This is a genomic window from Clostridium sp. AM46-21, from assembly GCF_003480025.1.
GTDB classification, from domain to species: Bacteria; Bacillota; Clostridia; order Lachnospirales; family Lachnospiraceae; genus Coprococcus; species Coprococcus ammoniilyticus.
In genome coordinates, this window is record NZ_QUIB01000016.1 from 45,935 (window position 1) to 71,703 (window position 25,769).

Below are 25,769 nucleotides of genomic sequence, written 5' to 3' on the forward strand. Positions count from 1 at the left end.
TTAACTGCATGCTGTAATTATCTAATGTAGCGTTCTCAGGTCAAAGTAATATGGGCAGATGTCCTCATAGTGTCCAGCCTTCATGCGAAAACCACCCGGAATCGTTCCAAGCTGCGTAAATCCAAGCCTCTCATAGAGGTGTCTTGCATGCACATTTGTAGCCACCACCGCATTAAACTGCAGCACCAGATAATCATACGCCTTTGCCTGTACCAGACAGTCAGACACCAACTTCTCTCCGATATGAAATCCTCTTACATCCGCATCTACCGCATAGCTGGCATTGCAGATATGACCGCAGCGTCCGACATTATTTGGATGCAGGATATAAAGTCCGAGCACCTTTCCTGTGTCTGTATCCTCTGCCACCGCAGTATAGGTCTGGCCTGCAAAGAATCCCCTGCCTGTCTCCTCTGTCAGGTCATCCTCCTGTGGAAAAGCAACTCCATCATCTACCACACGGTTCCAGATGCGGTTCATCTCCTGTATGTCTGAATCTTTATATTCTCTGATCTGTATATTCATCTTTCGTCCTTCTTTCTTATTTTATGCATCATTATAAGCCCGTATCAAACAGGCTTCAAGAATATAAATATAGACAATCCACAAAAATCATCTTAAAATGCATATAATGAAAATCTGCTTGACTGGAAACTGCGAAGGAACGAACTTCTCCTCTGTGAAAGCAGTCTGTACGGATGAAAGGAGTACAACCACATATGTTATTTGAACTGATAAAAGATCATTTATTCTTAAGTACATATATCCTGATCAATCTGATCGTATTTTTCCTGTATGGCATCGACAAATGGAAAGCCATCCACCACAAGTGGCGCATCCCGGAAGCCACCTGATCCTTGCCGGTGTATTCGGAATCTTTGGTGCGGTTCTTGGTATGCTATTGTTCCGACATAAAATCAGGAAGCCCAAATTCTACATTGGGCTTCCTGCAATCTTCATTCTTGAACTTATGTGTGTGATCTTATACATAAAATGTCTTTAATTAATGGTGCATCAAAGTTCCGTACATCTCCGGTCTGCGGTCACGGAACACGCCCCATTCTCTACGCATCTGTGCGATCGCATCCAGATCAAATTCATGGACAAGCACAGATTCTGTCTCACGGTCTGCCTCCTCCACGATTGTTCCGGTCTGATCTGCGATAAAGGAAGAACCGTAAAATGTCATCGAAGACTCATCATCTGTCTCTGTTCCGATACGGTTCGATGCGATCACCGGCATGATATTTGCTGCTGCATGTCCCTGCATTGCATGCTGCCAGTGTGACTTGGAATCAATGTTTAATGTAGGCTCGCTTCCGATCGCAGTCGGATAGAACAACAGCTCTGCACCAAGAAGTGCCATGCTTCTGGCAGCCTCCGGGAACCATTGATCCCAGCAGATGCCAACGCCGATATCTGCATATTTTGTCTTCCATACCTTAAATCCGGTATCTCCCGGTGTAAAATAAAACTTCTCCGCATATGGAAGTCCATCCGGGATATGGGTCTTACGATATGTTCCAAGGATCGTTCCATCTGCATCAATGATCGCTATTGTATTAAATGCTGTATTTCCCGCCTTTTCATAAAAGCTGATCGGCAGAACAACCTGAAGCTCTTTTGCAACCTCGGTAAATCGTTTTACTGCCGCATTTTCTGAAAGTGGCTTTGCCAGATCAAAATATTCGAATTTCTGCTTCTGACAGAAATACGGAGTTTCAAACAATTCCTGTAACAAGATAATATTTGCTCCTTCTGCTGCTGCCTTCCGAACCAGCTTCTCCGCCTTGTCTAACACTTCTTCTCTATTCCAGCTACAGCTCATCTGTGTAGCCGCTACCTTTACCTTTCTCATACTCATATCCTCCTGTTATCAGAACATCTTATTTCTTTATCCTATATTTTCTGCCATTGATTTCCGGCTTACCTTCTACTTACATCCGTCAAATCTATCATCTGTCGGTTGTCTGTTTTCAACAGCTTATATTCCACTCGCACCTGCCAGATTATTCAGTCTGTCATATATCGTCTGACCCTCAAATATATTCCATAGCACTTTGGTATCCGGTATCATCTCCGGATCGATCGTAAACAGATTCTGATCCAGCACGATGAGATTTGCACATTTGCCTTCTTCGATCGAACCGGTTCGGTCTTCTGCCTGATAGACGTAAGCAGCTCCGTAGGTATATCCTTTTAAGACTGTCGCCATATCAATGGCCTCCCACGGATTCTGACCGGATATTCTTCCGTCTGCATCCTTTCTGATCACTGCCGCATAGATTGTCTGAAATGGATCTAATCCCACAACCGGGTAATCCGTTCCGACTGCAAATGCCGCTCCTGTATTCGTGATACTTTTCATCGGCCATTCATATCTGCACCGCTTCTTTCCAAGCCGCACGATCTTATCATTATTGGACAGGATCAGATGATATGGCTGCATCGATGCTACGACATCCAATTCCTTGAATCTCCTGATATCATCGGGATGAATATTTTCGATATGCTCGATCGTATTTCTGAGATCCTTTCTTCCGGTTCTTTTTTCCGCTTCCTCGTACATATCAAGCGCCATGCGCACAGAACCATCTGCGATACAATGAAGTCTGACCTGTATGCCTGCCTCATTTGCCGCAGTGATCTCCTCCTGCATCTTCGCTCTCGGCCAGAGCGGAAGTTTCTCCCCACAGGTATCCGGGCGGTCTGTATATGGCTCTAAGAGCAGTCCGGTATAAGTCTCCGTCACCCCATCAATAAACCCCTTTAAACCGGTGATCTGAAAATGTCTGGAATCCAGTTTTTCCTTCATCTCAAAGAACTTTTCAAATGAGGTATAGCCAAATAACTTCGTGTAGACATATACATCTGCATACAGCCCTTCTTCATCATCCAGCTTTTTCAGCAATTCATATTTCTTATAAGTCTCTTCTGTATAATCTTCTGCAAACATCTCACTTAAGCCTGCAACTCCGTTCTCCGCAAGTACCTGTTTGAAATGTCTGTGTATTTCTGTCATTTCTTCATCCGTAAAATCCATGAACTTTTCCATGGCGGGCGCATAGGCTTCCGGTTCGATCAACATTCCGGTAAGCTCTCCATCCGGGTAAGTCTCGATCATGCCATTTGCCAAATCGGGATTCGGTCTGATCCCGGCTTCAGCAAGTGCTGCTGAATTCAGCCACATGCTGTGTGCATCCGCACATTCCAGATATACTGGAGTATTCGGGAAATATGCATCCAGACTTCGTTTGTCCGGCATACGATCCTCCGTCCAGTTCCCGATAAACCATCCAGTTCCGCGGATTCGCTTCTGTCCGGGATGCGCCTTTACATATGCTGCCATCTGCTCCACACATTCCTGTTCCGAATGGCAGGCATCCAACGTGTTGCATACATATTCACTTGCGGCTACCGCTCCGGTAAATATATGGGTATGTGCATCGATAAAGGATGGCATGACAAGCTTGTCACCCATATCGTATATCGGAACATCCGCCGGAACGGCATTTGTCTCATCATATGGCAGGAGCTTCTTTATCCTGTCATCTTTGATCCAGACAGCAAGCGGCTTACAGCTATCCGCCCGACCATCAAATACTGCCCGGCTCTTTATAATATATTCTGCCATATCACATGCCCCCTTTTACTCTAAACTATAAATCCACAGATCAGGAAGCCAACGATTGACAACATAGCTGCGATCATAACATATGGGAGCTGGGATACTGCATGTTCCATATTATCAATGCCTGCACTGTTCGATGACAGAAGCGTTGCATCACAGTAGAAGCATGCATGGCTTCCAAATGCACCACCGGAGATAATTGCTGCCATGATCAGAACCGGGTTTGCGGAGATTGCTGCGCCAAGCGGGAATACGATCGGTGCAACGACTGCACTCATGCCCCAGAAGGATCCGGTTGCAAAACAAAGCGCCGCAACAAGGATAAATGTGATCATCGGGAACAGAGAGCCTGTTAATAATGGCTGTGCAAGATCGATTATATAATCTGTCATGTTAAGCTGTTCTGTTACCTTCTGCAATAAGAACGCAAGTACCAGTAAGGTAAGGGTTGGAAGCATATCCGCAAATCCCTTTACGATCACACCAAAGAATTCATTTACAGCTATAACCTTTCTTGGAAGATACATCAGCATACAACATGCGATCGCAAGAACAACTGCCAGAAGAAGATCACCTGTGATAATGGCGATCGCTACAAGGACTGCCATCGGAATAACGAAATCCCAGATATTTCCGTCTTCTTCATAACCTGCACGGTTTTCATGATTGTACTTTCTGCTGGCATCACTGTAGACCTTGCCGGTCTCCTCTACTCGCTTATATGCTTTCTTCATACCACCAAGCTTTGGCATGATTCCCATACAGAATAAAAATACGATCAATAATATAATGATTGGATAAAAACAAAATGGAATGGCACTTAAGTACGCTTTCATACCGGAGGTGAATCCATATGCCTGTACACTCGGCTGATCAATGAACAGACTTGCATAGAAAACTGCCCATGTTGAAAACGGAAGAAGTACACAGACCGGAGCACCTGTGGAATCCAGCATGAACGCCAGTGTCTCTCTCGGTATCTTACGTTTATCGTAAACACCCTTCATACAGGCACCGATCGATAAAACGTTCAGATAATCATCTACAAAGATCAATATACCAAGTATAAATGTGGTAAGTAATGTCTTTCGCTCTGAATTACATAATTTGGAAACCAGCTTAGAAAAACCATAATTTCCCTTTGCTGTCTGAAGTAAGGCGATCAGGCTGCCGAACAATCCGCATACTACAACGATCCAGACATTTTCCGAAATCGTCTCCTGAAGCATCGTACACCATTGTGTCAGAAATGAACCTTTAAATAAAACTGCCGCGCCGACCAGAGAACCCCCGATCATAAATTCTTCGCAGCGATGTGTCAGTATCGAACCGACAATTACGATCAGCACTATTAACAGTGCCACCAAGCCATGTGTCATAACCATTCTTCCTTTCCGTTTTGTATTTTTCCTTATAAAACAACAAAAAGCGCATCCGCAATGCCTTATAGCATTGCAGATACGCCTTCGTATCAACTGCTTTTAGTTTACAATTTCATTTACTTATTTACAATTATTATATATGATAAGTTTCTACTTAATTTTAATTACGTCTAATCCTTATTAATCACTGATAAACTTCTCACGTACCAGTTCTGCCAGATACTTTGCAGTATTTTCTACACCGAGCAGACTGCTGTTGATCAGGATATCACAATGATTGATGTCTCCCGGCTTATATCCGGCATAATTCATGTGATAGGAATCACGCGCCTCATCAACGGCTACGATCATCTTACGAGCTTCATCGATTTCCAGTCCCATCGAATTCACACAATTCTCAACACGATCCGGGTACGGAGCATAGATGAATATATTCATCACATTGTCCATCTCGCTTAAAATAAAGTCAGAGCAACGTCCAACGATCACGCATGAGCTTTTCTCTGCAAGAAATCGTATGATATTCTGCTGTGCATCGAAAATATCATCCTGGGTACTGTTCGTGCCACCGCCAAGCGGAAGTACCATTCTGGAAAACGGATTCTTGAAGATCTTCTTTGCGCTTTCTTCTTCTTCGTCTACAACAGAAGCGGGAAGCTTCAACTGCTTGGCTGCCTGATCCACGATATCTCTGTCGTAATACTCTATTCCCAGTTGTTCTGCCATCAGTTTTGCGATTGGTCTTCCAAGACTTCCGAACTGTCTCGTAATTGTTATAACATATTTTTTATCCTTCATCCGCAACGCTTCCTTTCTCTGATCTCTTTTTCGTTTTATAGCTTATCTCAATTCCCTACTGTTTTTCAATTATTAATTTGAGGTAAATGCTAATCATTTTCGGTAGTATATACTTGAAAACAAGTATTTTGTAATATATAATTGTATTTATATAACTTTCGACCGGATGGCTTGCTATGCAAATGAAGCAGTCTTGGCATCTGCCTGAAAATCAACATCATTTCACGCGAAGGAGACCCACAATGGAAAAGAACAACTTTCTGATCTATAACGATATCGTATATACGCTGTACCAATGTAAATCCTATGAAGCACTGAGAGATGAATTTCTCCCAAGACTTCGCCTGCTGATCCCATTTACTTATGCGAGCATTATCTCCGTCAATCCGGAAAACCGAACTGAGATCGTACCGACTCCGGTCTGCTTTCCTGATTATTTCTATGAAGCAGAACTGCTCTACATCGATCATATGAGTGAGGATCATCTGCTCTGGATCAACAATGTACGGGAATCCCAGCTTGTAAGAGAAAGCGATCTGGTAAATGATGATGTCCGTCTGAACTCTTCTCTCTATCAGCACTGTTATCAGAAATTCCATGTCTACGATTCCTTACAGTACAGCATGATCTGCAGTGGAGAATTCTCCGGTATCCTGACGCTGTTTCGTACCAAGATCGATGGGGATTTTACAGACGATGATATGTTCTTCTTCCGTTCTCTTGGCAAGCATATCAACGTAACCTATGAACAGATCCTATATCCGGAAAAAGAGAAAGGCCATACCGCTCTTGCAAACCGTATCCCGGCACTTGCAAAAGGCTATGACCTTACTCCACGAGAGACAGAGATCCTGTCTCTGATCTTTTCATTTGCAAATAACGATGAGATTGCAGCCACTCTCGGGATCAGTGAGAACACGATCCAGAAGCACTTACAGAATATTTTCCGAAAGACCGGAACCTCATCAAAATGGGATCTACTCCGTCTTTCTTGATTCTTCCGGATAGACTAAGCCCCAGTTCTTTCGAAGGTCTGTCATGATGTTCATGACATCTCCGGTAAAAGGCATCTGCATCCGGCTTACATCTCCGGACTGTACCGCTTCTTCCATATCCCGCATCTCATATTCAAGCGCACGCTTTGTTTCACCGGCTTCTACCGGTGTAACTGCTCCGCTTGCAGCATCTACGATAATCGCTTTATCAGCTCTTGGATATTCCATGATCTCGATATACCCTTTTTCACAACTGATCATTGCACGCTTTGGCTGCTTTGAATGCATGGACAGCGTAATAGCTGCCATCTGTTGTTCTTTATTCATCAGGATGATGCTTGCCTGCTCATCCGTCCCTGTCGGCGCGAACCGCACCTGACTCATCACCTGATCCGGTGTCTCTGCCATAAAGCTGCGCATCAGACTGAGTGCATATACTCCGATATCAAGCAATGCACCACCGGCAAGATTGATGTTAAAGAAACGATTATTCATATCATATTCTTTATAGCTTCCAAAGTTCAACTGTATCATCTGAACTTTTCCGAGTTCACCGGATGATACGATCTCCCATAATTTCTTATATAATGGCATATGCCAGATCGTCATGGCTTCCGCCAGTATCACATGATGCTTCTCTGCAATCTGCAATGCCTCATTTAATTCATCACTGTTCAACGTGATCGACTTCTCACACAATACATGCTTGCCGTTTGCAAGTGCCTGTCTCAGGAATTCAATGTGGGTATTATGCGGCGTTGTAATATAGATAATGTCGATCTCCGGATCTGTAAACATCTCATGAAAATCATCATATACCTTTGTTACATGATATTTCTCCGCAAATGCAACTGCCTTCTCATGGGTACGGTTTCCTACCGCATATAAGGATTTACCCATCTGTTCCAGCGCCTGTGCCATTTCATTTGCAATTACACCTGTACCAAGTACTGCCCATCTTAATTCTTTTGCCATTTCTTCTTCCTCCTGTACAAAAAAATGTATGATTCCCTGTATGTACCCGTATCCCCTGTGTTCTAGTTCTCTGCTACGATCTTACCGTTGCAGATCGTGTAATGAAGCTTTCCCGGAAGTGTCCAACCAAAAAACGGTGAATTCAAGGCTTTGGAATGGAAATGTTCAACGGTCCATTCTTCATTTTCTCCAAATATCACAATATCAGCCGGCGCTCCCGCCTGGATACTGCCCGGTGTCATCCGGTAGAACTCCATCGGGTTCTTACTCATCAGCTCCATAAGCTTCATAAGTGTGATGTAGCCCGGCTGTACCAGTGAACGGATTCCCAGTGCCAGTGATGTCTCAAGGCCTGTGATCCCACTCGGTGCCTGTGCCATCGGACGTGCCTTTTCTTCTGCACTGTGCGGTGCATGATCGGTTACGATCATATCGATCGTGCCGTCCTGAATACCTTCAATGATCTTCAACCGGTCCGCTTCTTCTCTGACCGGTGGGTTCATTCTTGCCATTGTTCCATAGGTCAGAACTGCATCCTCTGTCAGTGTAAAATGATGTGGTGTTGCTTCTGCATGAACATCCGCACCAAGCTTCTTTGCCAGCCTTACTAACTCAACGGAATTTCCGGAACTGATATGCTGAATACAGACAGATGCTCCTGTATGAAGGGCAAGGATACAGTCTCTTGCGACCATGACATCCTCTGCTGTTCTGGAAGCCCCACCATAGCCAAGCTGCTCGGATACTGCTCCCATATTCACACCTGCACCTTTTACAAATGCAGGATCTTCTTCATGCAGACTAATCGGCAGATCAAGCGCTTTCGCACGAAGCATTGCCTCCGTTAAGACTTCTTCATCCATGATCGGGATACCATCATCTGTAAATCCGGCAGCACCATGTTCTGCCAGCAGTTCCATATCTACAAGTTCTTTTCCCTTCAGATCCTTTGTAACGGTCGCCGTCTGGATCACATGGATCCCGGTCGTTTCCCCTTTTCTCTGAATATACTCAAGTGTCTCTACATTATCAACTGCCGGCTTCGTATTTGCCATACAGATAACCGTCGTAAATCCGCCATAAGCGGCAGCCTCTGCTCCGGTCTCGATGTCCTCTTTATAAGTAAAGCCCGGATCTCTGAAATGTACATGTGTATCGACCAGCCCCGGTGCAACCACCAGACCTTCCGCATCGATCACGCAAACATCATCTGTACCATACTTTTCCCTGCATGCTTCCGGATCTATCTGCTGTTCCACTTCTGTGATCACCGCACCATCAACCAGCACATCCAGCTTCCGATCTGTATTTGTCACAGGATCAACGACCCTGCCGTTCTTTATTAATAACATGCAATATCCTCCTGATATATACTATCCGCAGGCATGTGCCATATCTCACTTCCATCCTGAGACTCTCTTTATGCTATACCTGGTCCACCTGCCTGCAATGCCAGTTTACCACAACCTGTCTTTTCAACACAACCGCCTTTTTGCTCTTATCTTATATCTGCTGTAACATCTCAATTATATGAACGCAACAAGCATTTCCGGTTCTTACCCCGTAACCGGCATTGCTTCCACATAATCCCCCTTCATGAGACACTCACGAAGTTTTTCGTTATGCGAAACACATTGCCATCGTCTGCGGGTGCTTGTTTGAGCTATAATACTGGGCGAAAAAGAATAATTGCGAACTTCTCAGCTTAAATTATGAATGAGTTCGTTGAATTACCGAGACAGGGGCATTTGAGGTCGCCGGTCCTTAGATGGCGCATATGCGGCATCTTAGTACCGCTGCAGACCGAAACGAGCGAAAGCGTCCCCTGCTTGGTAATATCAAGCGAGCTCATTCACATTAAAACTTATATGTTCGCAATTACTACTCTCTGTTCTTCAGCACTTCAGCAGGCACCATCTTGCGGATTCTGCGGATCAGCAGATGGTTGATGATGAAGTACAGGATCAGGATACCTGCGAAGATGGCAAGGTACATCCAGAATGGGAAGGACTTGTCGATACCGCAGGCAATATTCGGAACAAAGGCAGGCTCATAAGCCACATCCATGATCCATTTGGTCAGTGGAATCGAAATCAATGCTCCTATCGTTATGATATAGAAATTACCATCCAGATACATCTTCTTCACTTCCTTATTCCGGTATCCGAAGATCTTAATCAACGCAATGTTGAAAGAAGACCGATCTATCATAACCTTCATCATCAGATACATAACAACAATGAAGATCAGAACAGATACTCCTCCAATTGTAAGGATCATTCCCTGCATTATATCCGAGAAGATACCGGCAGCCTTCTTCACATCGGTCTTTGTCGTTGTTGCATATAATCTTCCGGTCTCGACATCGAGTGCATGGTCGGAAAATACAACATTGAAATAATCCTCCGGTTCGTCGAATAACTCAAGCGCCTTGTCATATGGCATAAATACCATAAAGGATGGAGCATACTGCGCAACAGATGCGATCTCAAATGCATAGATCTTATCTGCTTCATCATCCTTTAGTGTCAGAGTATCACCAACATCCAGACCGTATTTGTAAGCGATCGAAGAACTGATCGCAACCTTACTGGATGAATCTGACAGATCCACATCAAAGAACGGATTATTCTCTGTCAGTCCCATAACTGTTATGTCAAAGTTGTAACCGTAAATTTTCTTTTTCAGTGTCTTTGCATATGCCTCATATCCACCTTCCGGAACTTCCTCTGTCGGATATTTGTAGGTATACATATACTCATACTTTGTATCATTTACATAATCACGATTTACATTCGCACAGTAAGTATATATCTCCAGTGACATCATCGCCAGCAGAAGACTTACAAACATTCCAAATACTACCGTAAATCCGGTACGGCTCTCACGAAGCATCTGGCGGATCTTGAACAGATTCATGAAGCTCATATTTCCAAGCTTTATATCCTTACCATTACCAACCTTCTGCTCATTCCTGATCATTGTAAGAACCGGCTTCGACAGCCTCTTTCGGATAACCAGTGAATTAACGATTATAGAAATAACCGGTGGAACCACGATTCCATAAATGAACAGATATGGCATATAGATAACATCCAGATCCGGAAGGGAATAATAGTTGTAGCAGTCCTGCATCTGGATTGGCACACCAAGGCTTGAATATCCAAGCAGTGTTCCGATCAGACCTGAAACAAATGTGATCACAGTCGGGAGTGTTACATAATGTGCCATCAGATTCTTTCTCTTTACCCCAAGTGCATATAACGCACCAATAACGGCACTTTCCTGATCGATCGAATGTACAACGAACACTGATAATACATAAGAGATCAGGATCAACAGGATCGCACCTGCGATCGTACCAACGCTCCGGTATAATTCCTGATCACCGGAAGCCGCCTGAATTCTCGCATTATCCCCTGCCTTTACAAAAGTCATAAGGTTCTGTGCATCCTCTGAGAAGATGTCATCGATCATATCATCTGTCTCATCCTTTAACTCCTGAATACCATCCAGCAGTTCATTGGAACCATCTTCAGCTTCTTTTGTTCCGTCTGTATATTCTATAATTCCATCTTCAAATGCCTTAAGCTCCTTTAACTCTTTTGCTCCATCTAACAGCTCCTGAATACCATCTGTCAGATCGTCCTTCTTTCCCATCGTACGATCCCAGTATTCCTGAAAAAACGGATCTTCTACATCTCCGGATGTAAATTCCAGCTTCTCCAAGCGGTCTTTTAATTCATCATCCGTCATAGCACCATTTAACCGGTATGCATAATAATATTCCTCTGACTTTATACTTTTTTCTTCCGCACGAAGTGTATCGTATACATCAGCTGCAACAAATCCCGTACCAAAATGCAGGCAGTCACATCCGGTATCTCCCAGAGATTTTAATACGTTATCATAATCCGGTGTTGTACCGATTCCGGTAACGGTAAATTCCCGTCCGCCAAATGTAATCACATCACCTGCTGATATATCATTCTTCTCTGCAAACTGGCGTTCTACCACCAGCTCATTTTCCTTTTCTGCAAGTGTGCCCTTTACCAGATCGATCCTGTTGACCTCATCCCTGTTTGCAAAGATACGGATCGTGTGATCTTCGTCAATCTCATAGTCCATATAGAACTGTGGCTCGATCGTCACTCCATCCGCCTCCAAATCTTCCATTTCTTCATCCTTCATCGGTACGAACAGTGAAAAATCTCCATCCTCAACACACTGTCTGCTGTCAGCATTCTCACTTCCGCGAATGATCGTTTCTGCCGCACCGACCAGACTGACTACCAGATACATGGCAAGTATGATCAGAAGGGACAATGCCAGATATCTTGGAAGGTTGCTTTTGAAATCTCTCCAAATCCTTTTTCTCAATACTTTCTGCATCTTATAAATCCTCCAATTCTGCTGCCGGTACCTTTGTCTCATTGTAATAATCTTTCCTGATCTGACCATCCTTTACGATCACGACCTGATCGACCATATTCTTAATGGAATTATTATGTGTTACGATCAGCATTGTCGTTCCATAGGTCGCATTGATCTTCTCCAGAAGGATCAGGATATCCCTTGATGTCTTGGAATCGAGTGCTCCAGTCGGTTCATCACATAAGAGCAGCTTCGGATTTTTGATCAGTGCTCTTGCGATCGCACATCTCTGCTGCTGACCACCGGACAACTGTGCCGGAAACTTATTCTGATGCTCTGTCAGTCCCAGTATCTCAAGCAGCTCATCCATATTAAGCGGCTGATCTGTCAGATATTCACAGACCTGTATATTCTCCCGCACGGTAAGGTTCGGTACCAGATTATAAAACTGGAAGATAAATCCCAGATAATCTCTTCGGTAGTCAGATAATTCATCTGCTTTCATGCCTGCGATCTCGATTCCGTCTACCTTGATTGAACCGGATTCGATCGTATCCAGTCCACCGATACAGTTCAATAACGTAGACTTACCGGAACCACTGGTTCCCTGAATGACACACATATCGCCCTGCTTTACCTGAAGGGATACTCCCTTTAAAACCTGTATGTAGCTTCCACCTTCTCCATAACTTTTTTTTACATCTGATACCTCTAAATACATACTCGCTTCCTCCTGTTATTTTTTCGCTTACATAACACCGTTATGTTGTTATCATTTTTTTAGCTATGCAAAATAAAATTTCACATAGCTTTTTGTTATCTATTCATCTCTCTGAAACAGTGCATACCATCCGGCAAGCAGATATTTCAATATGTCTCCCAGATGGGCAACTGCTTTTTCTTCATTGGGTTCATGTGTCAGCAGATGGACAAATGCATCGATCTGCATATGTGCCATCCAGTGTATCGTATAATCATCCGGTGCAGTAACTCCACACACCTTTGCCTGTGCGTCTGCCAGCATCCGGTAATTCTTCTCTGTAAATGCCACAAATTCATCAATACATCCTGCAAGACTTGATCCCTGACTCTTTGTCAGCAGAAGCTGTACCCGGTCATAATTCTGATACAGTTCATGAATGATCCGCCGGGATGCATAGATGTCATCGCTGAAATCATCCTTCCCCTCCTGAAGCTCGCCTTTTACCTCCTGCAACTCCTGCTGCATATGTGCTTCCATCATCGTACGGATACTTCCAAGCACCGGTGCCACCAGTGAAGCAAATATATCATCTTTATCTTTAAAGAAAAAATATAATGCACCGGTCGTCACACCTGCATTCTTACAGATATTACGAAGGGATGCGCCCTGATAGCCCTTCTCCATAAATTCATGCTCTGCACTGGCAAGCAGCTTTTCCTTTGTCTCTCTTTCATCCTTCATGCGTCGATCACCACCAATTCTATCATTCAAACATATGAGCAGTCATTCACATAACATTGTTATGTTACATTATAATCAATATCCTGTCAACCCCTTTCCTAACATTTTATGATTGACACAAGTAACAGGCAAAAAACATGTCTGCCTGAACACTCAACAATTATGGCTATAACTTGAAAGACTCAAAAATTAAAAATTTCATAGCTGGTATTGGTACAGGAGGCATGTTGACCGAATAAACCCTTTGTATGTGAACAATTACGCATTTTTCGTTATGCGAAACACATTGCCAGCGTCTGTGGGTGCATGTCTGAGCTCGAAGAGCGAGTTTGCACGGAACAGACGCGAATCAGGCATGTGTTTCAAATAGAAAAATAAGTATGTTTCATACAAAGGGCTTTATTCGGTCAACATGCCTCCTGTATCACCCCCACAAAAAAGGGCTCCGGCATATATTCAAGGATTGATTCATTGAAAAACATGCGAAACCGGAGCCCCTATGTCAAACTATATTCTTTTTTCCTACTTCGGATGTCCTAACAAGGTATCCTTTTGTCTTAAATCGTAAACAAAATCCAACCAATGCTTTTTATAGGGCAAACGATTTTCATTTATTAATTATTTGCTGATTGAATCGGTCTTGATGATAAACTTAACACTACCCTTCATATCATCTGAGATTCCACCGAAGGATTCATAAGCTTCACCGGCCTTGATGACCTTATCGCACTTTTCTGACAGAGAATCCAGATCCTTTTCTGCGTCATTTACTGCATCAACGATCTTATCTGTACCATCTGATAACTGCTTACTGCCATCCTTTAAGTCACCACTTGCATCTGTCAGCTTTGATGCGCCATCCTTTAATGTGCCTGCGCCTTCTTTCAGAGTATTTGCACCCTTTGTAAGGCTGCCTGCACCACCATTCAACTTAACCATACCATTATACAGATCAGAAGTGCCTGTATATACCTTGCCAAGACCTGTGTTCAGTGCTGATGCACCAGTTGCCAGAGCGTCTACACTCTTCTTCAGAGTTGTGATCTGTCCGGAGAATGAACTCAGCTTGCCAAGTACCAGATTCGCACCATAGGAAAGACCATCCTGATATGCTGTTGCATATCCTGACTTATAACCTTCTACATAAGCTGTACCATATCCTGACTTATAAGCTGTACCATATGCACTGCCATAACCTGCTGTGAAAGCATTGGTATATGCTGTACCGTATGCTGTGCTGTAGCCGGATGTATAAGCTGTGCCATAAGCTGTACCGTAACCGGATTTGTAACCGGAACCATAAGCTGTACCATATCCTGACTTATAAGCTGCTCCATATACATCACCATATGCAGTTGCAAATGCTCCCTGTAATGCAGCAAGTGTTGCATCATCCGGCTGGGAACCTGTCATCTGTGTATAAGCAGATACAAATTCCTGGAAATAAGTTGCAAACTGACCAGATGCTTCGGATGCTACTGTTGATGATGAAGGTGCTGCTGCCTGTGCCTCTGCTGCTACCGTAGAAGCGGAAGGTGCTGCTGCCTGTGCTTCTGCTGCAACTGTATCAGCGGAAGGCGCTGCTGCCTGTGCTTCTTTTACAACGGATTCCTTAGAAGGTGCTGCTGCTTTACCATTCTTCTGTGCCTCTGCTGTTACAGCATCCTTATCAACACCATCTGCGATCTTATCCTTGTTTGCTGTCAGGTTATTTGTAATATTTTCTGTGATCGTGCTCTTGATTGCTTTCTTTTCTTTATCACTTAATTCTGTCTTGGTTGGAAGTTCGATTCCCTTTACAGCTTTGTTTAATGTTGCAAGTCCATCGCTGATCTGCTTGGAACCGGATAAGATACCATTTTCACCTTCAAATGCTGCTTTTAATGTACCAGCACCTGTTGTTGCAGAATCAACACCCTGTGCCAGAGTTAAGGAACCCTGATATAAGCTGTCTGCGCCATCCTTTACCTGACCAACACCATCGGATACGGAAGATACACCATCTGTATATTCTGTAATTCCTTCAACGAGGGAATTCATACCATCGCTGTATGTGTCGATCAGTTCGTTGATATCAGATTCAGCATCCTTCAGATCCTTGTTATCGCTGTCCTTGGATAAGAATCCGGTAGAAGCAACTGTCATTGTCATGTCCAGAGAGAAATCTGTACAGTCTGCTGTAACCTCAAAGTAATCCGGAATCTCAACATCTAACTTCTGCAGATCCAGGCTGTCCTGAAGGCCGGGCATACCCATACCAACAACGATACTGTTGTTTCCATCATTTACAACCTGACCATTCTCAACCTTGATATCTGAGAATTTGTCATTTGATAAGATCATACCGGTCGCCATCAGGAAAGGAGTATATACATCTCCACTCTTTGAATTATTGACATATTCAAATCTCATCTTTACCTTGCCGCTCTTGCCTGCCAGCTGATCCGGTGTGATCTCCTGATCATCCAGATAATAAGTAACTTTAACTTCTACAGGAACCTGCTCCTCTGACTTGCCCTGATAATAAATGGAATTGCCATCTGCCTTCCATACAAGTTCTCCATTATTCTCTGTAAATGTCTCGTCGCCTTTTACATTCTCGATATCAGTCAGGTTACTGCTATCCTTAATGGTTGCCTCACCATCTGTGTTCTTTAACCACTCACTGACGATAACGTCCTGCTTATTACCTGCTGCATCAGCAATAACGTAAACGGTTTCATCTTTATCACTGTCTGTATTCTCGGAAAGTCCGACAGAATTCTCAAGTACATCTGACAATTCTTCATCGCTCTTACTCATGATCTCCGGGTTCTCTAATGTCTGTACATCTCCTGTTGCTGTACTACCACAGCCTGTAACGGATAACATCATTGCACCACTCAGAGCGATCGCCATAAATCTTTTTCTTGCTTTCATATTTTTATAACTCATACTAATTACCTCCTAATTTACTACTGCCGGTCAGCAGGACCATTGGAATCATTATTTACATCTATATATTTATCATCGTCACTGTAACTGTCATCAAAATCATAGTTATCAAAGTTTCCGGATTTCTTCTTTGCAAATGGTCTGTCTTCATTCAGGAAATCATCATCATCTGCCGTTTTCTGTTCCGAAGCCAGATCAACATTTCCCGCTCCGGCATAAGCTACTTTCTGTTTGCCGGTAATACCCTTGAATCCGATTGTTGTATGGATGATCAGCTTATCGAATAACATCAACGCTGCAGGAAGCAGGAAGATGACGACAAACATACTGATGATAGCTCCTCTTGCCATCAACGTACATAAAGAACTGATCATATCGATCTCTGAGTAACAGCCAACACCGAAGGTTGCGGCAAAGAAGCTTAATGCGCTTACGATAATGGAAATCATAGATGTCTGAAGTGCAACTGTAACTGCTTCTTTCTTAGCAAGGCCATTACTTCTCTCTCTCTTATATCTTGTTGTCATCAGGATCGCATAGTCAACGGTAGAACCAAGCTGGATCGTACCGATAACGATGGATGCGATGAATGGTAATGTTGTATTTGTAAATGCAGGAATACCCATATTGATAAAGATTGCAAATTCGATTACACATACCAGAATGATCGGAAGTGATACGGATTTGAAGACGAATAATATGATCAGCAGGATAACACCGATGGATACGGTACTTACTGTGTTAAAATCCTTATCTGTGATCTCGATCAGATCCTTTGTACAAGGAGCTTCACCGATCAGCATACCCTTACTGTCATATTTGTGAAGAATCGTATTGATCTCATCACACTGTGTATTTACTTCATCACTTGCTACTTTGTATTCTGACATGACTAACATCAGCTTCCATTCGCCATTGTCAAGCTTGGATTTCAAATCCTGTGGAATCATACTCTGTGGAATCATAGGACCAACTACAGATTCCAGACCAAGTACAGTCTTAACACCCTTGACAGTCTTAATTTCTGAAATAACTTTATTAATACTCTTTTCATCCAGATTGCTGTCAAGCAGGATCATATGTGTAGAGTTCATATTGAATTCTTCTTCCAGCTTCTGGTTTGCCTGAATACTTGGAAGATCCTCCGGTAATGAGCTGTCGAGGTTATAGTAAACATCTGTATGTGTATAACCATATAACGCAGGAACCAGAAGGATCAGGAATAAGATATGGAAGATCCAGTACTTATTCACGATAAATTTGCTAAGCTTATCAAACTTAGGAAGTAAAGATCTGTGACAGGTCTTTTCAATCGGCTTATCAAAGATCAGGATCATGGATGGGAGTACGGTTACACAACAGATAACACCGATAACGACACCCTTTGCCATAACGATACCAAGGTCAAGGCCTAAGGTAAAGGTCATGAAGCACAGTGCAACGAAACCTGCTACTGTTGTGATCGAACTACCGATAACAGATGAGAAGGTGGAAGCGATCGCATCTGCCATAGCTTCTTTATTCTCTTTGCCATTTACTTTTTTCTCTTCCTGATAACTGTGCCACAGGAAGATCGAGTAGTCCATCGTTACACCCAACTGCAGGACTGCGGTAAGTGCCTGTGTTATGTAAGAGATCTCTCCTTTAAATACATTTGTTCCCAAGTTATATACAATCGCCATACCGATACTTAATAAGAAAAAGATCGGTACGAGGAAGGAATCCATAGTCAGTGATAATACGATCAGCGATAAGATAACTGCTATGGTTACATAGATTGGAACCTCTTTATCACACAGATCCTTGGTATCCGTAACAACGGCTGACATTCCGCTGATGAAACACTGCTTACTTGCAAGCTTTCTGATCTGAGTGATCGCTTCCATTGTCTCATCGGAAGACATTGTTGTTTTAAAGATAATTGCCATCATCGTACAATCATCATTACGATATGCCTCTCTGATATCTTTCGGTAAAATCTCATCCGGAATAGAAATATCCATAATCGAGTCATACCAGATTACAGAATCAACATTGTCTACCTGTTCCATTTGTTTTTTTAATTTGACGACATCTTTATCGTCCATCCCTTCTACCAGGCACAGGGAGAAAGCACCCGTTCCGAAATCATCCGCCAGAATGTCCTGACCTTTCATGGTTTCGATATCCTTTGGTAAATATGAAAGTACATCATAGTTTACTCTGGTTTTCAAGAAACCAATCGCTGCCGGGATCAAAAGCAGGATACTGATAATTAAGATCGGTACACGAAGCTTTACAATCGCCTTTCCAAATTTGTTCATAGAATCAATCCTTTCGTTAATACAAAAAATGAACGGAAACCTTTTTCTTGTTTCCGTTCATAGAATATGATTATTTTGTTTGTTTGTAATTATACAAGATTTTAGGGTTGACAATTTTTTTGACATTTATCCGGAAATGTCAAAACGAATTCTAAAATAAGTATAAAAAAAGCCTGAATACCTGATAAATTCTATCATTTTCTGTACTGTCTGTACACCAAGGTCTGCCCGGCTTCTGCTACTGTCTGTCATGATCGGATATATAGACTGCCTGCTTACACTTCTCAAGCATCTCCCTCATATAATCAGCCAGCTTCTCCGGTGCCATCTTCATGCCACCCTTTGCCCATTCAACGATAATCCCACAGATCCCATATGCGAAGAACCGGGCAAATATACCACGTTCCTCGTTTTTCAGATGAGATTTCTCGTCTAACTTATCAATTGCCTCTTCAAAGGTCTGTTCTGCAACCTCAAGCATATACTGGATAATATAATCCTCTGCATGTTTGATCGTGTTAATATAGAACTTTTTCTCCTCCTGCATCTGTGTGAGGATCGCGCCTAATTTCTCATCCCAGTTCTCTAAGGATATGTCCTCCATATTAGGAGCAAATAATTCATTAAAATAGATCCAGACCAACAGTTCGTATTTATCTTGAAAATGATAGTAAAATGTCTGTCTCTTGATTCCGCATCGGTCTGCAATATCACTGATCGATATTTTGTCATATGGTTTCTCTTTGGTCAGTTCTTTTGCACTTAATGCAATCGCTTTCTTTGTAAGATTTGATTCCGGCATATTCGTATAACTCTTTCTATATAATAATATCCCCATATGTCTAAAATGCAGATTTTCTTCCGCACCTGAAACACATGGAGATAGTATAGCACATCTATTATAACTCGGGCAACATGTCTTTCATGCTGTTTAATCCGATCATCAAGGTTGATGTATTATGCAGAAGTGCAGATGTTGTCGGTGCGATCACACCCGCAACTCCAAGCACGATCAGCCCGGTATTAAACCCTACGATAAAACGATAATTTCTGTGAATCCGTTTCATAAGAAGATTTGCAAGTATCTTCAATGTCACAATCTCATCCAGACTGTCCGCATCGATCGTAATATCTGCGACCTCTCTGGCAATCTCCGCACCATCACTGATCGCGATGCCTGCATCTGCTGCTGAAAGTGCCGGTGAATCATTGATACCATCACCGATCATGATAACCTTTCTGCCCGCTGCCTTCTCTCGATCTACAAATGCAGCCTTATCCTCCGGCAGTACCTCTGAATAATATTCATCGACACCGACATGCTCTGCGATCGCCTTTGCAGTCCGTTCACAATCACCGGTCATCATAACGACCTTGGAGATTCCAACCGACTTTAACCGTTCTACAATATCTGCAGATTCTTCCCTTAACGGATCCTCAATCAGGATTGCTGCCGCAAGCTCGTTATCGATCGCCAGATAGAGGTGGGAATATTCCGCCGGAAGATTCTCAAATACTTCTTCCATCCCCTCCGGTATCGTACATTTTTCGTCCTCAAATACAAAATGATAACTGCCGATGATCGCCTTGGAATCCCCAATTGTTGTCGAGATTCCATGCGCTACGATATATTTTACTTCTGAATGCATCTCTTCATGATCCAGATTTTTTCGTTTTGCCGCATCCACTACGGCTTTTGCGATTGAATGTGGAAAATGCTCTTCCAGACAGGCAGCGATACGAAGCAATTCGTTTTCACTTGTTCCGTTAAAGGAAACGACTCCCGCAACTGTAGGCTGTGCCTTTGTCAGTGTTCCGGTCTTATCAAATACGATCGTATCCGCTTCTGCTACCGCTTCCAGATACTTTCCGCCTTTGACTGTAATCTTACGGTTTCCTGCCTCACGGATCGCCGATAATACCGATACAGGCATAGCAAGCTTCAATGCACAGGAATAATCAACCATCAGGATCGCAAGGGCTTTTGTTACATTTCTTGTAAGCAGATAGGTAAGTATCGTACCACCTAAGCTGTACGGCACCAAACGGTCTGCCAGATGCTCTGCCTTGCCCTCCAGATTGGATTTCAGTTTCTCAGACTCATCGATCATCTGCGCAATCTTCTCATATCGGCTGGAACCGGATACCTCTTTTACTTCTATTATGAGCGAGCCTTCTTCTACCACTGTTCCGGCATATACGACATTTCCTGCCGTACGTCTGACGGATACGGATTCTCCGGTAAGTGATGCCTGATTCACCATTGCTTCACCATCACAGACAGTTCCGTCAAACGGAATGATCGTTCCGACATTGACAACGACATGATCTCCTTTTGCAATCGTATCAGAATCAACCAATATCTCGTTATTCTCTGTCTTTAACCACACTTTTCCGACATTTAATGACATCGTACGTGCCAGGTCATCGACCGACTTCTTATGTGTCCACTCCTCAAGCAGTTCACCGATTCCGAGCAGGAACATGATCGAACCTGCAGTCTTCATATCCCCTCGTAAGACAGATACTCCAATGGATGTTGCATCCAGCACCGGAACTTCGATCTTGCCCTTTGTCAGAGTCTTAACGCCTTTCCAGATATACTTAACAGACATCAGACCTGTATAAGCTGCTGATATCGGATATGGCAGAAGCCACTTTCTTGCATAATGGAAGATAATCTTATCGATCAGCTTCTCCTGATACATCGCATTCGTCTCTCTGCCGCTTCGTTCCAGATAACCATTTGGGACTTTTACATCTTCATAATGAAATCTGCGAAGTCTGTCGATAATGATATCCGGATTTCCCGTATAACAGATCACTGCATCCGCCGTCCGGTCATACACCTTTGCCGAGCTGACCGGTTCAAAAGACTCCAGATAATATAAAAGAATATCAGCTTCTTCATATGACATATGATTCTGACACATATGCACACGCAGTCTGCCCTTCATCTTATCTTTTATTATGAATTTCAATTCAGCTCATCCTCTTATCTAAATTTTTCTTATGCCTCTACTGCTTCTGTATTTTCTGCTGCAGCTTCACATGCGCACTCAGCAGTTTCTTCTGCTGTCTCTGCAGGAATATCTTCTACAACGACATCTTCTTCTGCTTCACGATCTGCATTGATCTGCTTAGCGCCCTGGTAAATGTCATCTACATTTTCCTGAATGGTTGTAGCTGTGTTCATAACACACTTCTTTGCACGAAGAGCCGCTGCTGTACAGTTTGTGTAAACCTTCTTTGCATCCTTGCTTGATAATACCTTGATACCTGCCGTACCAAACAATAAACCTGCTGCAAATATTCCAACTTTCTTAATATCCATGATAATTTACCTCCTGATTGTATTAATATATTTTGAAGCACATTATAGCATCATTTCTTTTTTTTGCATGTATATTATCATTTTATTCACATATTTTTTACATCTGATCATTCGCAAACATGTACACTTGTTCTACTCGTGAACTATCATCTTATGTTGTCTGTAAAACCTTCGATAAAACATAAATCCTACTATAGTAGTGATTACCTCTGTAATCGGGAAAGTCAGCCAGAAATACACAAATCCGAATCTGGAAAACAGATATCCAAGCGGTACAAATAAGAACACCGTTCTCATAATGGTTAGAAATGAACTCTTAAAGGCTTCGCCGGTTGCCTGCAAAAAGACCGGATAAATCTGCGCACCTACCATCGGTATAAAGCTGATCCCAATAAATCGGAATCCCTGCACTCCGATACGGATAACTTCGCTGTCCTTCGTAAACACAGAAAGCATAGGTTCCGGAATAAATTCAAAGCATAACGTTCCGATGAACATCAATGCAATTCCCCATATAAAGGCAACCGTCATCGTATGTTTACAACGATCAATACTCTTTGCCGCATAGTTATAGCTAATGATGGGTACAATGCAGGTCTGAAGAGCACCCAGTGGTATAAAGAAAAATGTCTGCCATTTGTAATACAATCCAAGTGCTGTCACTGCCTCATCGGAAAATCCTGCAAGGATCATATTTAATCCAAATATGTAAAATGTATACGTTGCCTGCATGATGATATTCGGAATTCCAAGCGCATAGATCCTGCGGATATCCTCTGGATATTTGCAAAGAGACGGCGAACGATGAAATCCCTTCTTCATAACAAGAAGTGCCGCTACAACCTGTCCTGTGATCGTTGCAAATGCAGCTCCTGCTATTCCAAGCTTTGGTATACCAAAAAGCCCAAAGATCAAAATCGGATCTAACACAATATTCGTGATAGCTCCTGTGATCTGTGCGATCATCGGTGTCTTCATATCTCCGTTTGCCTGAAGTACCTTTGTCCATATGCTCTCTGTAAACAATCCAATGCTGCCCACGCACACAATCCTTCCGTAGGTAATTACATCAGCAATTACTGTATCCGAATTTGTCTGCAACCGTGCATATGCAGGCATCAACAGATAACAGCTTACTGCAAATAAGATCCACATAATGATCGCCAGACTAAAGCCGATGCCTGCTACCTCATCCGCCTTCTTATACCTCTTTATTCCCAGAAAATGTGCAATATTTGTATTAATTCCAACACCGGTTCCAACTGCCAGTGCGATCATCAGAAGCTGAACAGGATAAATGATCGATAACGCCGTCAGACCGCTCTCTGAGTATTTCCCGACAAATAAACTGTCTACTATATTATAAAGAGCCTGTATCAACTGTGCCAGCATGACAGGCGGTGCGATTTTAAAAAAGATCTTATTGATCTTTTCTGTGCCGTAAAAACTACTGTTTGTTTCCATCTCTGCTGCCTCCTGCCTCCTGCTCTACACAAGAAGCCAATATTTCCTGGTATTCCTTCATAAGCTCTGTCAGCATCTGCATCTTCTCATAGCCAAATCGTTTTACAGATGCTTCTTCTATAGAAGCTAGCGAACAGAAAAATATCTCTGCATATTTCCTGCCCTTCTCTGTCAATACAAATGCTTTTTCCCGTCCTTCTCCTTTTTCCGGTTCCAGAATCAGATAGCCCTGTTCACGCATCCTTGAAATTACATTATGTATCGTCTGACGCGGAAGCAGATAATTGTCACATACCTGTTTTTGAGTGCAGTATCCGTTCTCGCGTATCGTATAAAGTACCAGCATCTCATTATAATTAATGTTGTGTCTGCGAGACCAGTCTGCATACACTCCACGCAGCTTTATGATACTGTGATTGGATGCATTTATAATCTGCAAAGTCTTTCGATCCATATTATTATCTTCCTCTCTTTCATAATCCCAAATGGGATTATAACAGAAATAAAAGCACTGTCAATCCATATTTTCTGAATCGCGTACAATAATTCTGTACCTTTATTTAAAATCAGATTATGGCATACCAAAACTGCCGGCAGATTTTTATCTGCCGGCAGCCGTCTATTTCAGAAGTTCTCTTAATACCTCTTGTTCCCTGTCTTCCAATATTCCCCCAGTGTAAACTATTCTGTTAATGTACTACGCCCTGTCCTCAAGGTCAAACGTAATTTTTATCAAATATGTCTCTTTGTTTTCTTCTTGCAACCGTTCCGTTAGTTCCCGTACGATATTCTTTTCCTGCCCCTGCCATTCCGATGGAACAACCATATCAAAAACAAGTTCTTTCTTTCCACCATGAGTGTGTACGCGGAAATCATGGATTGTTATTTCTGCATCTATTTGCTGCAAGATATCAAGTACCTGATGATGTATCTGATCGAGCTCTGCATCGTCCGTAATAACCGGATCATAATGAATAACCATATGCACACCAAATCGGTTCAGGCATTCCCGTTCGATGCGGTCAATCTCATCATGACACACCATTGGATCGATCTTCTTATCGATCTCCACATGAATACTTGCATACTGTCTGCCCGGTCCATAATCATGTACCAACAGGTCATGGCAGCCAAGTACCAACGGACAGCTGCTTATATATCCAATAAGCTGTTCCCGCAAACCGGTATTTGCACCTTCTCCAAGAAGCGGAGAGATTGTATCCTTTGCAAGCGAAATTCCGCTTACAATGATAAAAACAGATACCAGCCCACCCATAAGACCATCTATTTTCCATCCGCTGATATGTTCTACAACTGTTGCGGCAAGAACCGCAGCTGTTGTCAGCACATCATTTCTGCTGTCTGCGGCTGCAGCAAATAAGGTATTTGACTGAATCTTATCTCCCATCTTACGATAAAAGAACATCATCCAGAGTTTTACCAGGATCGAACCGATCAGCACAATGATCATCAGCATGGAAAATTCGATTGATGCCGGATGGATCAGCTTGAGTACCGATGTCTTTGCCAATTCAAATCCGATCACAAGGATCATAGTAGCCACAACCAGACTTGCCAGATATTCAAATCTCGCATGTCCGTATGGATGTTCTTTGTCTGCCGGCTTCTCTGCCAGCTTAAATCCGAGTAATGTTACGATGGAACTTGCTGCATCTGACAGATTGTTCAATCCATCTGCAGTAATTGATGTAGATGCGGCCAACTTTCCGATCACAAGCTTGCTGCCTGCCAACAGCAGGTTACACAATACCCCTATGAAACCGGTCATCTTACCGACCGCTGCCCTTTTCTTAGAATCCTGATTTTCTTGTGCCATAATAGTTACCTCCGCATATATAAGATAACTTTATGCAACGCAATTAATAATCTTTCCATCAGATTAATAGAATTATCTCTGACCGGCTGTAGCCGGAATAATAAAAAACCTGCGGAACAAATAGTAACTACTGTCCCGCAGATCATAAATTCATTCTTTATCTGCTGCCACCCTGTGTGGCCCGGCCCTGTGGTCATCCCACCGCCTGCTCAGTTTGTACTGTAGATTGATATGCAGTGCAAAAAGTATTGATACATTATAGCATGCGGTTATCCATACATCAAGTGCCGGTTTCTGA

19 protein-coding genes, 1 pseudogene and 1 riboswitch are annotated in these 25,769 nt (G+C 42.9%); of the genes and pseudogenes, 2 read left to right on the forward strand and 18 right to left on the reverse strand.

Annotation, left to right across the window (positions count from 1 at the left end; genetic code table 11):
- Nucleotides 1-21: 21 nt before the first annotated feature.
- Nucleotides 22-525, reverse strand: a complete 504-nt coding sequence (locus tag DW959_RS11290; RefSeq protein ID WP_117822088.1) for a GNAT family N-acetyltransferase — start codon at nt 523-525, stop codon at nt 22-24.
- 194 nt (nt 526-719) lie between these two features.
- Here DW959_RS11290 and DW959_RS11295 point away from each other — a divergent pair.
- Nucleotides 720-1,003: pseudogene (locus tag DW959_RS11295) on the forward strand (DUF1294 domain-containing protein).
- On the opposite strand, the gene aguB reads toward DW959_RS11295, so the two are convergent.
- The 4 genes from aguB to DW959_RS11315 all read right to left on the reverse strand — a co-directional run bounded on the left by aguB (nt 1,004) and on the right by DW959_RS11315 (nt 5,811).
- The gene (gene aguB, locus DW959_RS11300; RefSeq protein ID WP_117822090.1) at nt 1,004-1,858 is read right to left on the reverse strand and encodes an N-carbamoylputrescine amidase; all 855 of its coding nucleotides are present in this window, start codon (nt 1,856-1,858) and stop codon (nt 1,004-1,006) included. It lies immediately after the preceding pseudogene.
- Nucleotides 1,859-1,984: 126 nt separating this feature from the next.
- Nucleotides 1,985-3,634 (reverse strand): amidohydrolase, encoded by a 1,650-nt coding sequence (locus DW959_RS11305; RefSeq protein WP_117822091.1) that lies wholly within the window; start codon nt 3,632-3,634, stop codon nt 1,985-1,987.
- 20 nt (nt 3,635-3,654) lie between these two features.
- Nucleotides 3,655-5,010, reverse strand: a complete 1,356-nt coding sequence (locus tag DW959_RS11310; RefSeq protein ID WP_117785683.1) for a Na+/H+ antiporter NhaC family protein — start codon at nt 5,008-5,010, stop codon at nt 3,655-3,657.
- A gap of 183 nt (nt 5,011-5,193) precedes the next feature.
- Nucleotides 5,194-5,811 carry a cytidylate kinase-like family protein gene (locus DW959_RS11315; RefSeq protein WP_021944939.1) on the reverse strand — a complete coding sequence of 206 codons (618 nt, stop codon included), beginning with the start codon at nt 5,809-5,811 and terminating at the stop codon, nt 5,194-5,196.
- A 242-nt stretch (nt 5,812-6,053) separates the two neighbouring features.
- On the opposite strand from DW959_RS11315, the gene DW959_RS11320 reads away from it, so the two are divergent.
- Complete coding sequence (locus DW959_RS11320) at nt 6,054-6,806, forward strand: helix-turn-helix transcriptional regulator (RefSeq protein ID WP_161117541.1); 753 nt, start codon at nt 6,054-6,056, stop codon at nt 6,804-6,806.
- Here DW959_RS11320 and DW959_RS11325 read toward each other — a convergent pair.
- The 13 genes from DW959_RS11325 to DW959_RS11385 form a co-directional block, all read right to left on the reverse strand.
- Nucleotides 6,789-7,781, reverse strand: coding sequence for a Gfo/Idh/MocA family oxidoreductase (locus DW959_RS11325; RefSeq protein WP_117822093.1), 993 nt, complete (start codon nt 7,779-7,781; stop codon nt 6,789-6,791). The genes DW959_RS11320 and DW959_RS11325 overlap by 18 nt on opposite strands.
- A gap of 62 nt (nt 7,782-7,843) precedes the next feature.
- Complete coding sequence (locus tag DW959_RS11330; RefSeq protein ID WP_117822094.1) at nt 7,844-9,133, reverse strand: dihydroorotase; 1,290 nt, start codon at nt 9,131-9,133, stop codon at nt 7,844-7,846.
- Between the two features lie 529 nt (nt 9,134-9,662).
- Nucleotides 9,663-12,173, reverse strand: a complete 2,511-nt coding sequence (locus DW959_RS11335; RefSeq protein WP_118616195.1) for an ABC transporter permease — start codon at nt 12,171-12,173, stop codon at nt 9,663-9,665.
- A gap of 1 nt (nt 12,174) precedes the next feature.
- Entirely contained in the window at nt 12,175-12,876 is a 702-nt protein-coding gene (locus tag DW959_RS11340; RefSeq protein ID WP_118616197.1) for an ABC transporter ATP-binding protein, read from the reverse strand.
- 99 nt (nt 12,877-12,975) lie between these two features.
- Nucleotides 12,976-13,599: a TetR/AcrR family transcriptional regulator gene (locus DW959_RS11345; protein ID WP_118616199.1), complete on the reverse strand. Its 624-nt coding sequence runs from the start codon at nt 13,597-13,599 to the stop codon at nt 12,976-12,978.
- Nucleotides 13,600-14,217: 618 nt separating this feature from the next.
- Nucleotides 14,218-16,533, reverse strand: a complete 2,316-nt coding sequence (locus tag DW959_RS11350; protein WP_021944946.1) for a hypothetical protein — start codon at nt 16,531-16,533, stop codon at nt 14,218-14,220.
- Between the two features lie 20 nt (nt 16,534-16,553).
- Entirely contained in the window at nt 16,554-18,836 is a 2,283-nt protein-coding gene (locus DW959_RS11355; RefSeq protein WP_118616201.1) for an efflux RND transporter permease subunit, read from the reverse strand.
- A gap of 238 nt (nt 18,837-19,074) precedes the next feature.
- Entirely contained in the window at nt 19,075-19,638 is a 564-nt protein-coding gene (locus tag DW959_RS11360) for a TetR/AcrR family transcriptional regulator C-terminal domain-containing protein (RefSeq protein ID WP_021944948.1), read from the reverse strand.
- 97 nt (nt 19,639-19,735) lie between these two features.
- Nucleotides 19,736-21,817: a heavy metal translocating P-type ATPase gene (locus DW959_RS11365; RefSeq protein ID WP_021944949.1), complete on the reverse strand. Its 2,082-nt coding sequence runs from the start codon at nt 21,815-21,817 to the stop codon at nt 19,736-19,738.
- Between the two features lie 29 nt (nt 21,818-21,846).
- Nucleotides 21,847-22,170 carry a DUF6110 family protein gene (locus tag DW959_RS11370; protein WP_021944950.1) on the reverse strand — a complete coding sequence of 108 codons (324 nt, stop codon included), beginning with the start codon at nt 22,168-22,170 and terminating at the stop codon, nt 21,847-21,849.
- A 132-nt stretch (nt 22,171-22,302) separates the two neighbouring features.
- Entirely contained in the window at nt 22,303-23,634 is a 1,332-nt protein-coding gene (locus DW959_RS11375) for an MATE family efflux transporter (protein WP_021944951.1), read from the reverse strand.
- Nucleotides 23,618-24,088, reverse strand: a complete 471-nt coding sequence (locus DW959_RS11380; RefSeq protein ID WP_021944952.1) for a MarR family winged helix-turn-helix transcriptional regulator — start codon at nt 24,086-24,088, stop codon at nt 23,618-23,620. Before DW959_RS11380 ends, DW959_RS11375 begins: the two co-directional genes overlap by 17 nt.
- 243 nt (nt 24,089-24,331) lie before the next feature.
- Nucleotides 24,332-25,471: a cation diffusion facilitator family transporter gene (locus DW959_RS11385; protein WP_117822097.1), complete on the reverse strand. Its 1,140-nt coding sequence runs from the start codon at nt 25,469-25,471 to the stop codon at nt 24,332-24,334.
- A gap of 128 nt (nt 25,472-25,599) precedes the next feature.
- Nucleotides 25,600-25,694, reverse strand: a riboswitch (NiCo riboswitch).
- Nucleotides 25,695-25,769: the final 75 nt, after the last annotated feature.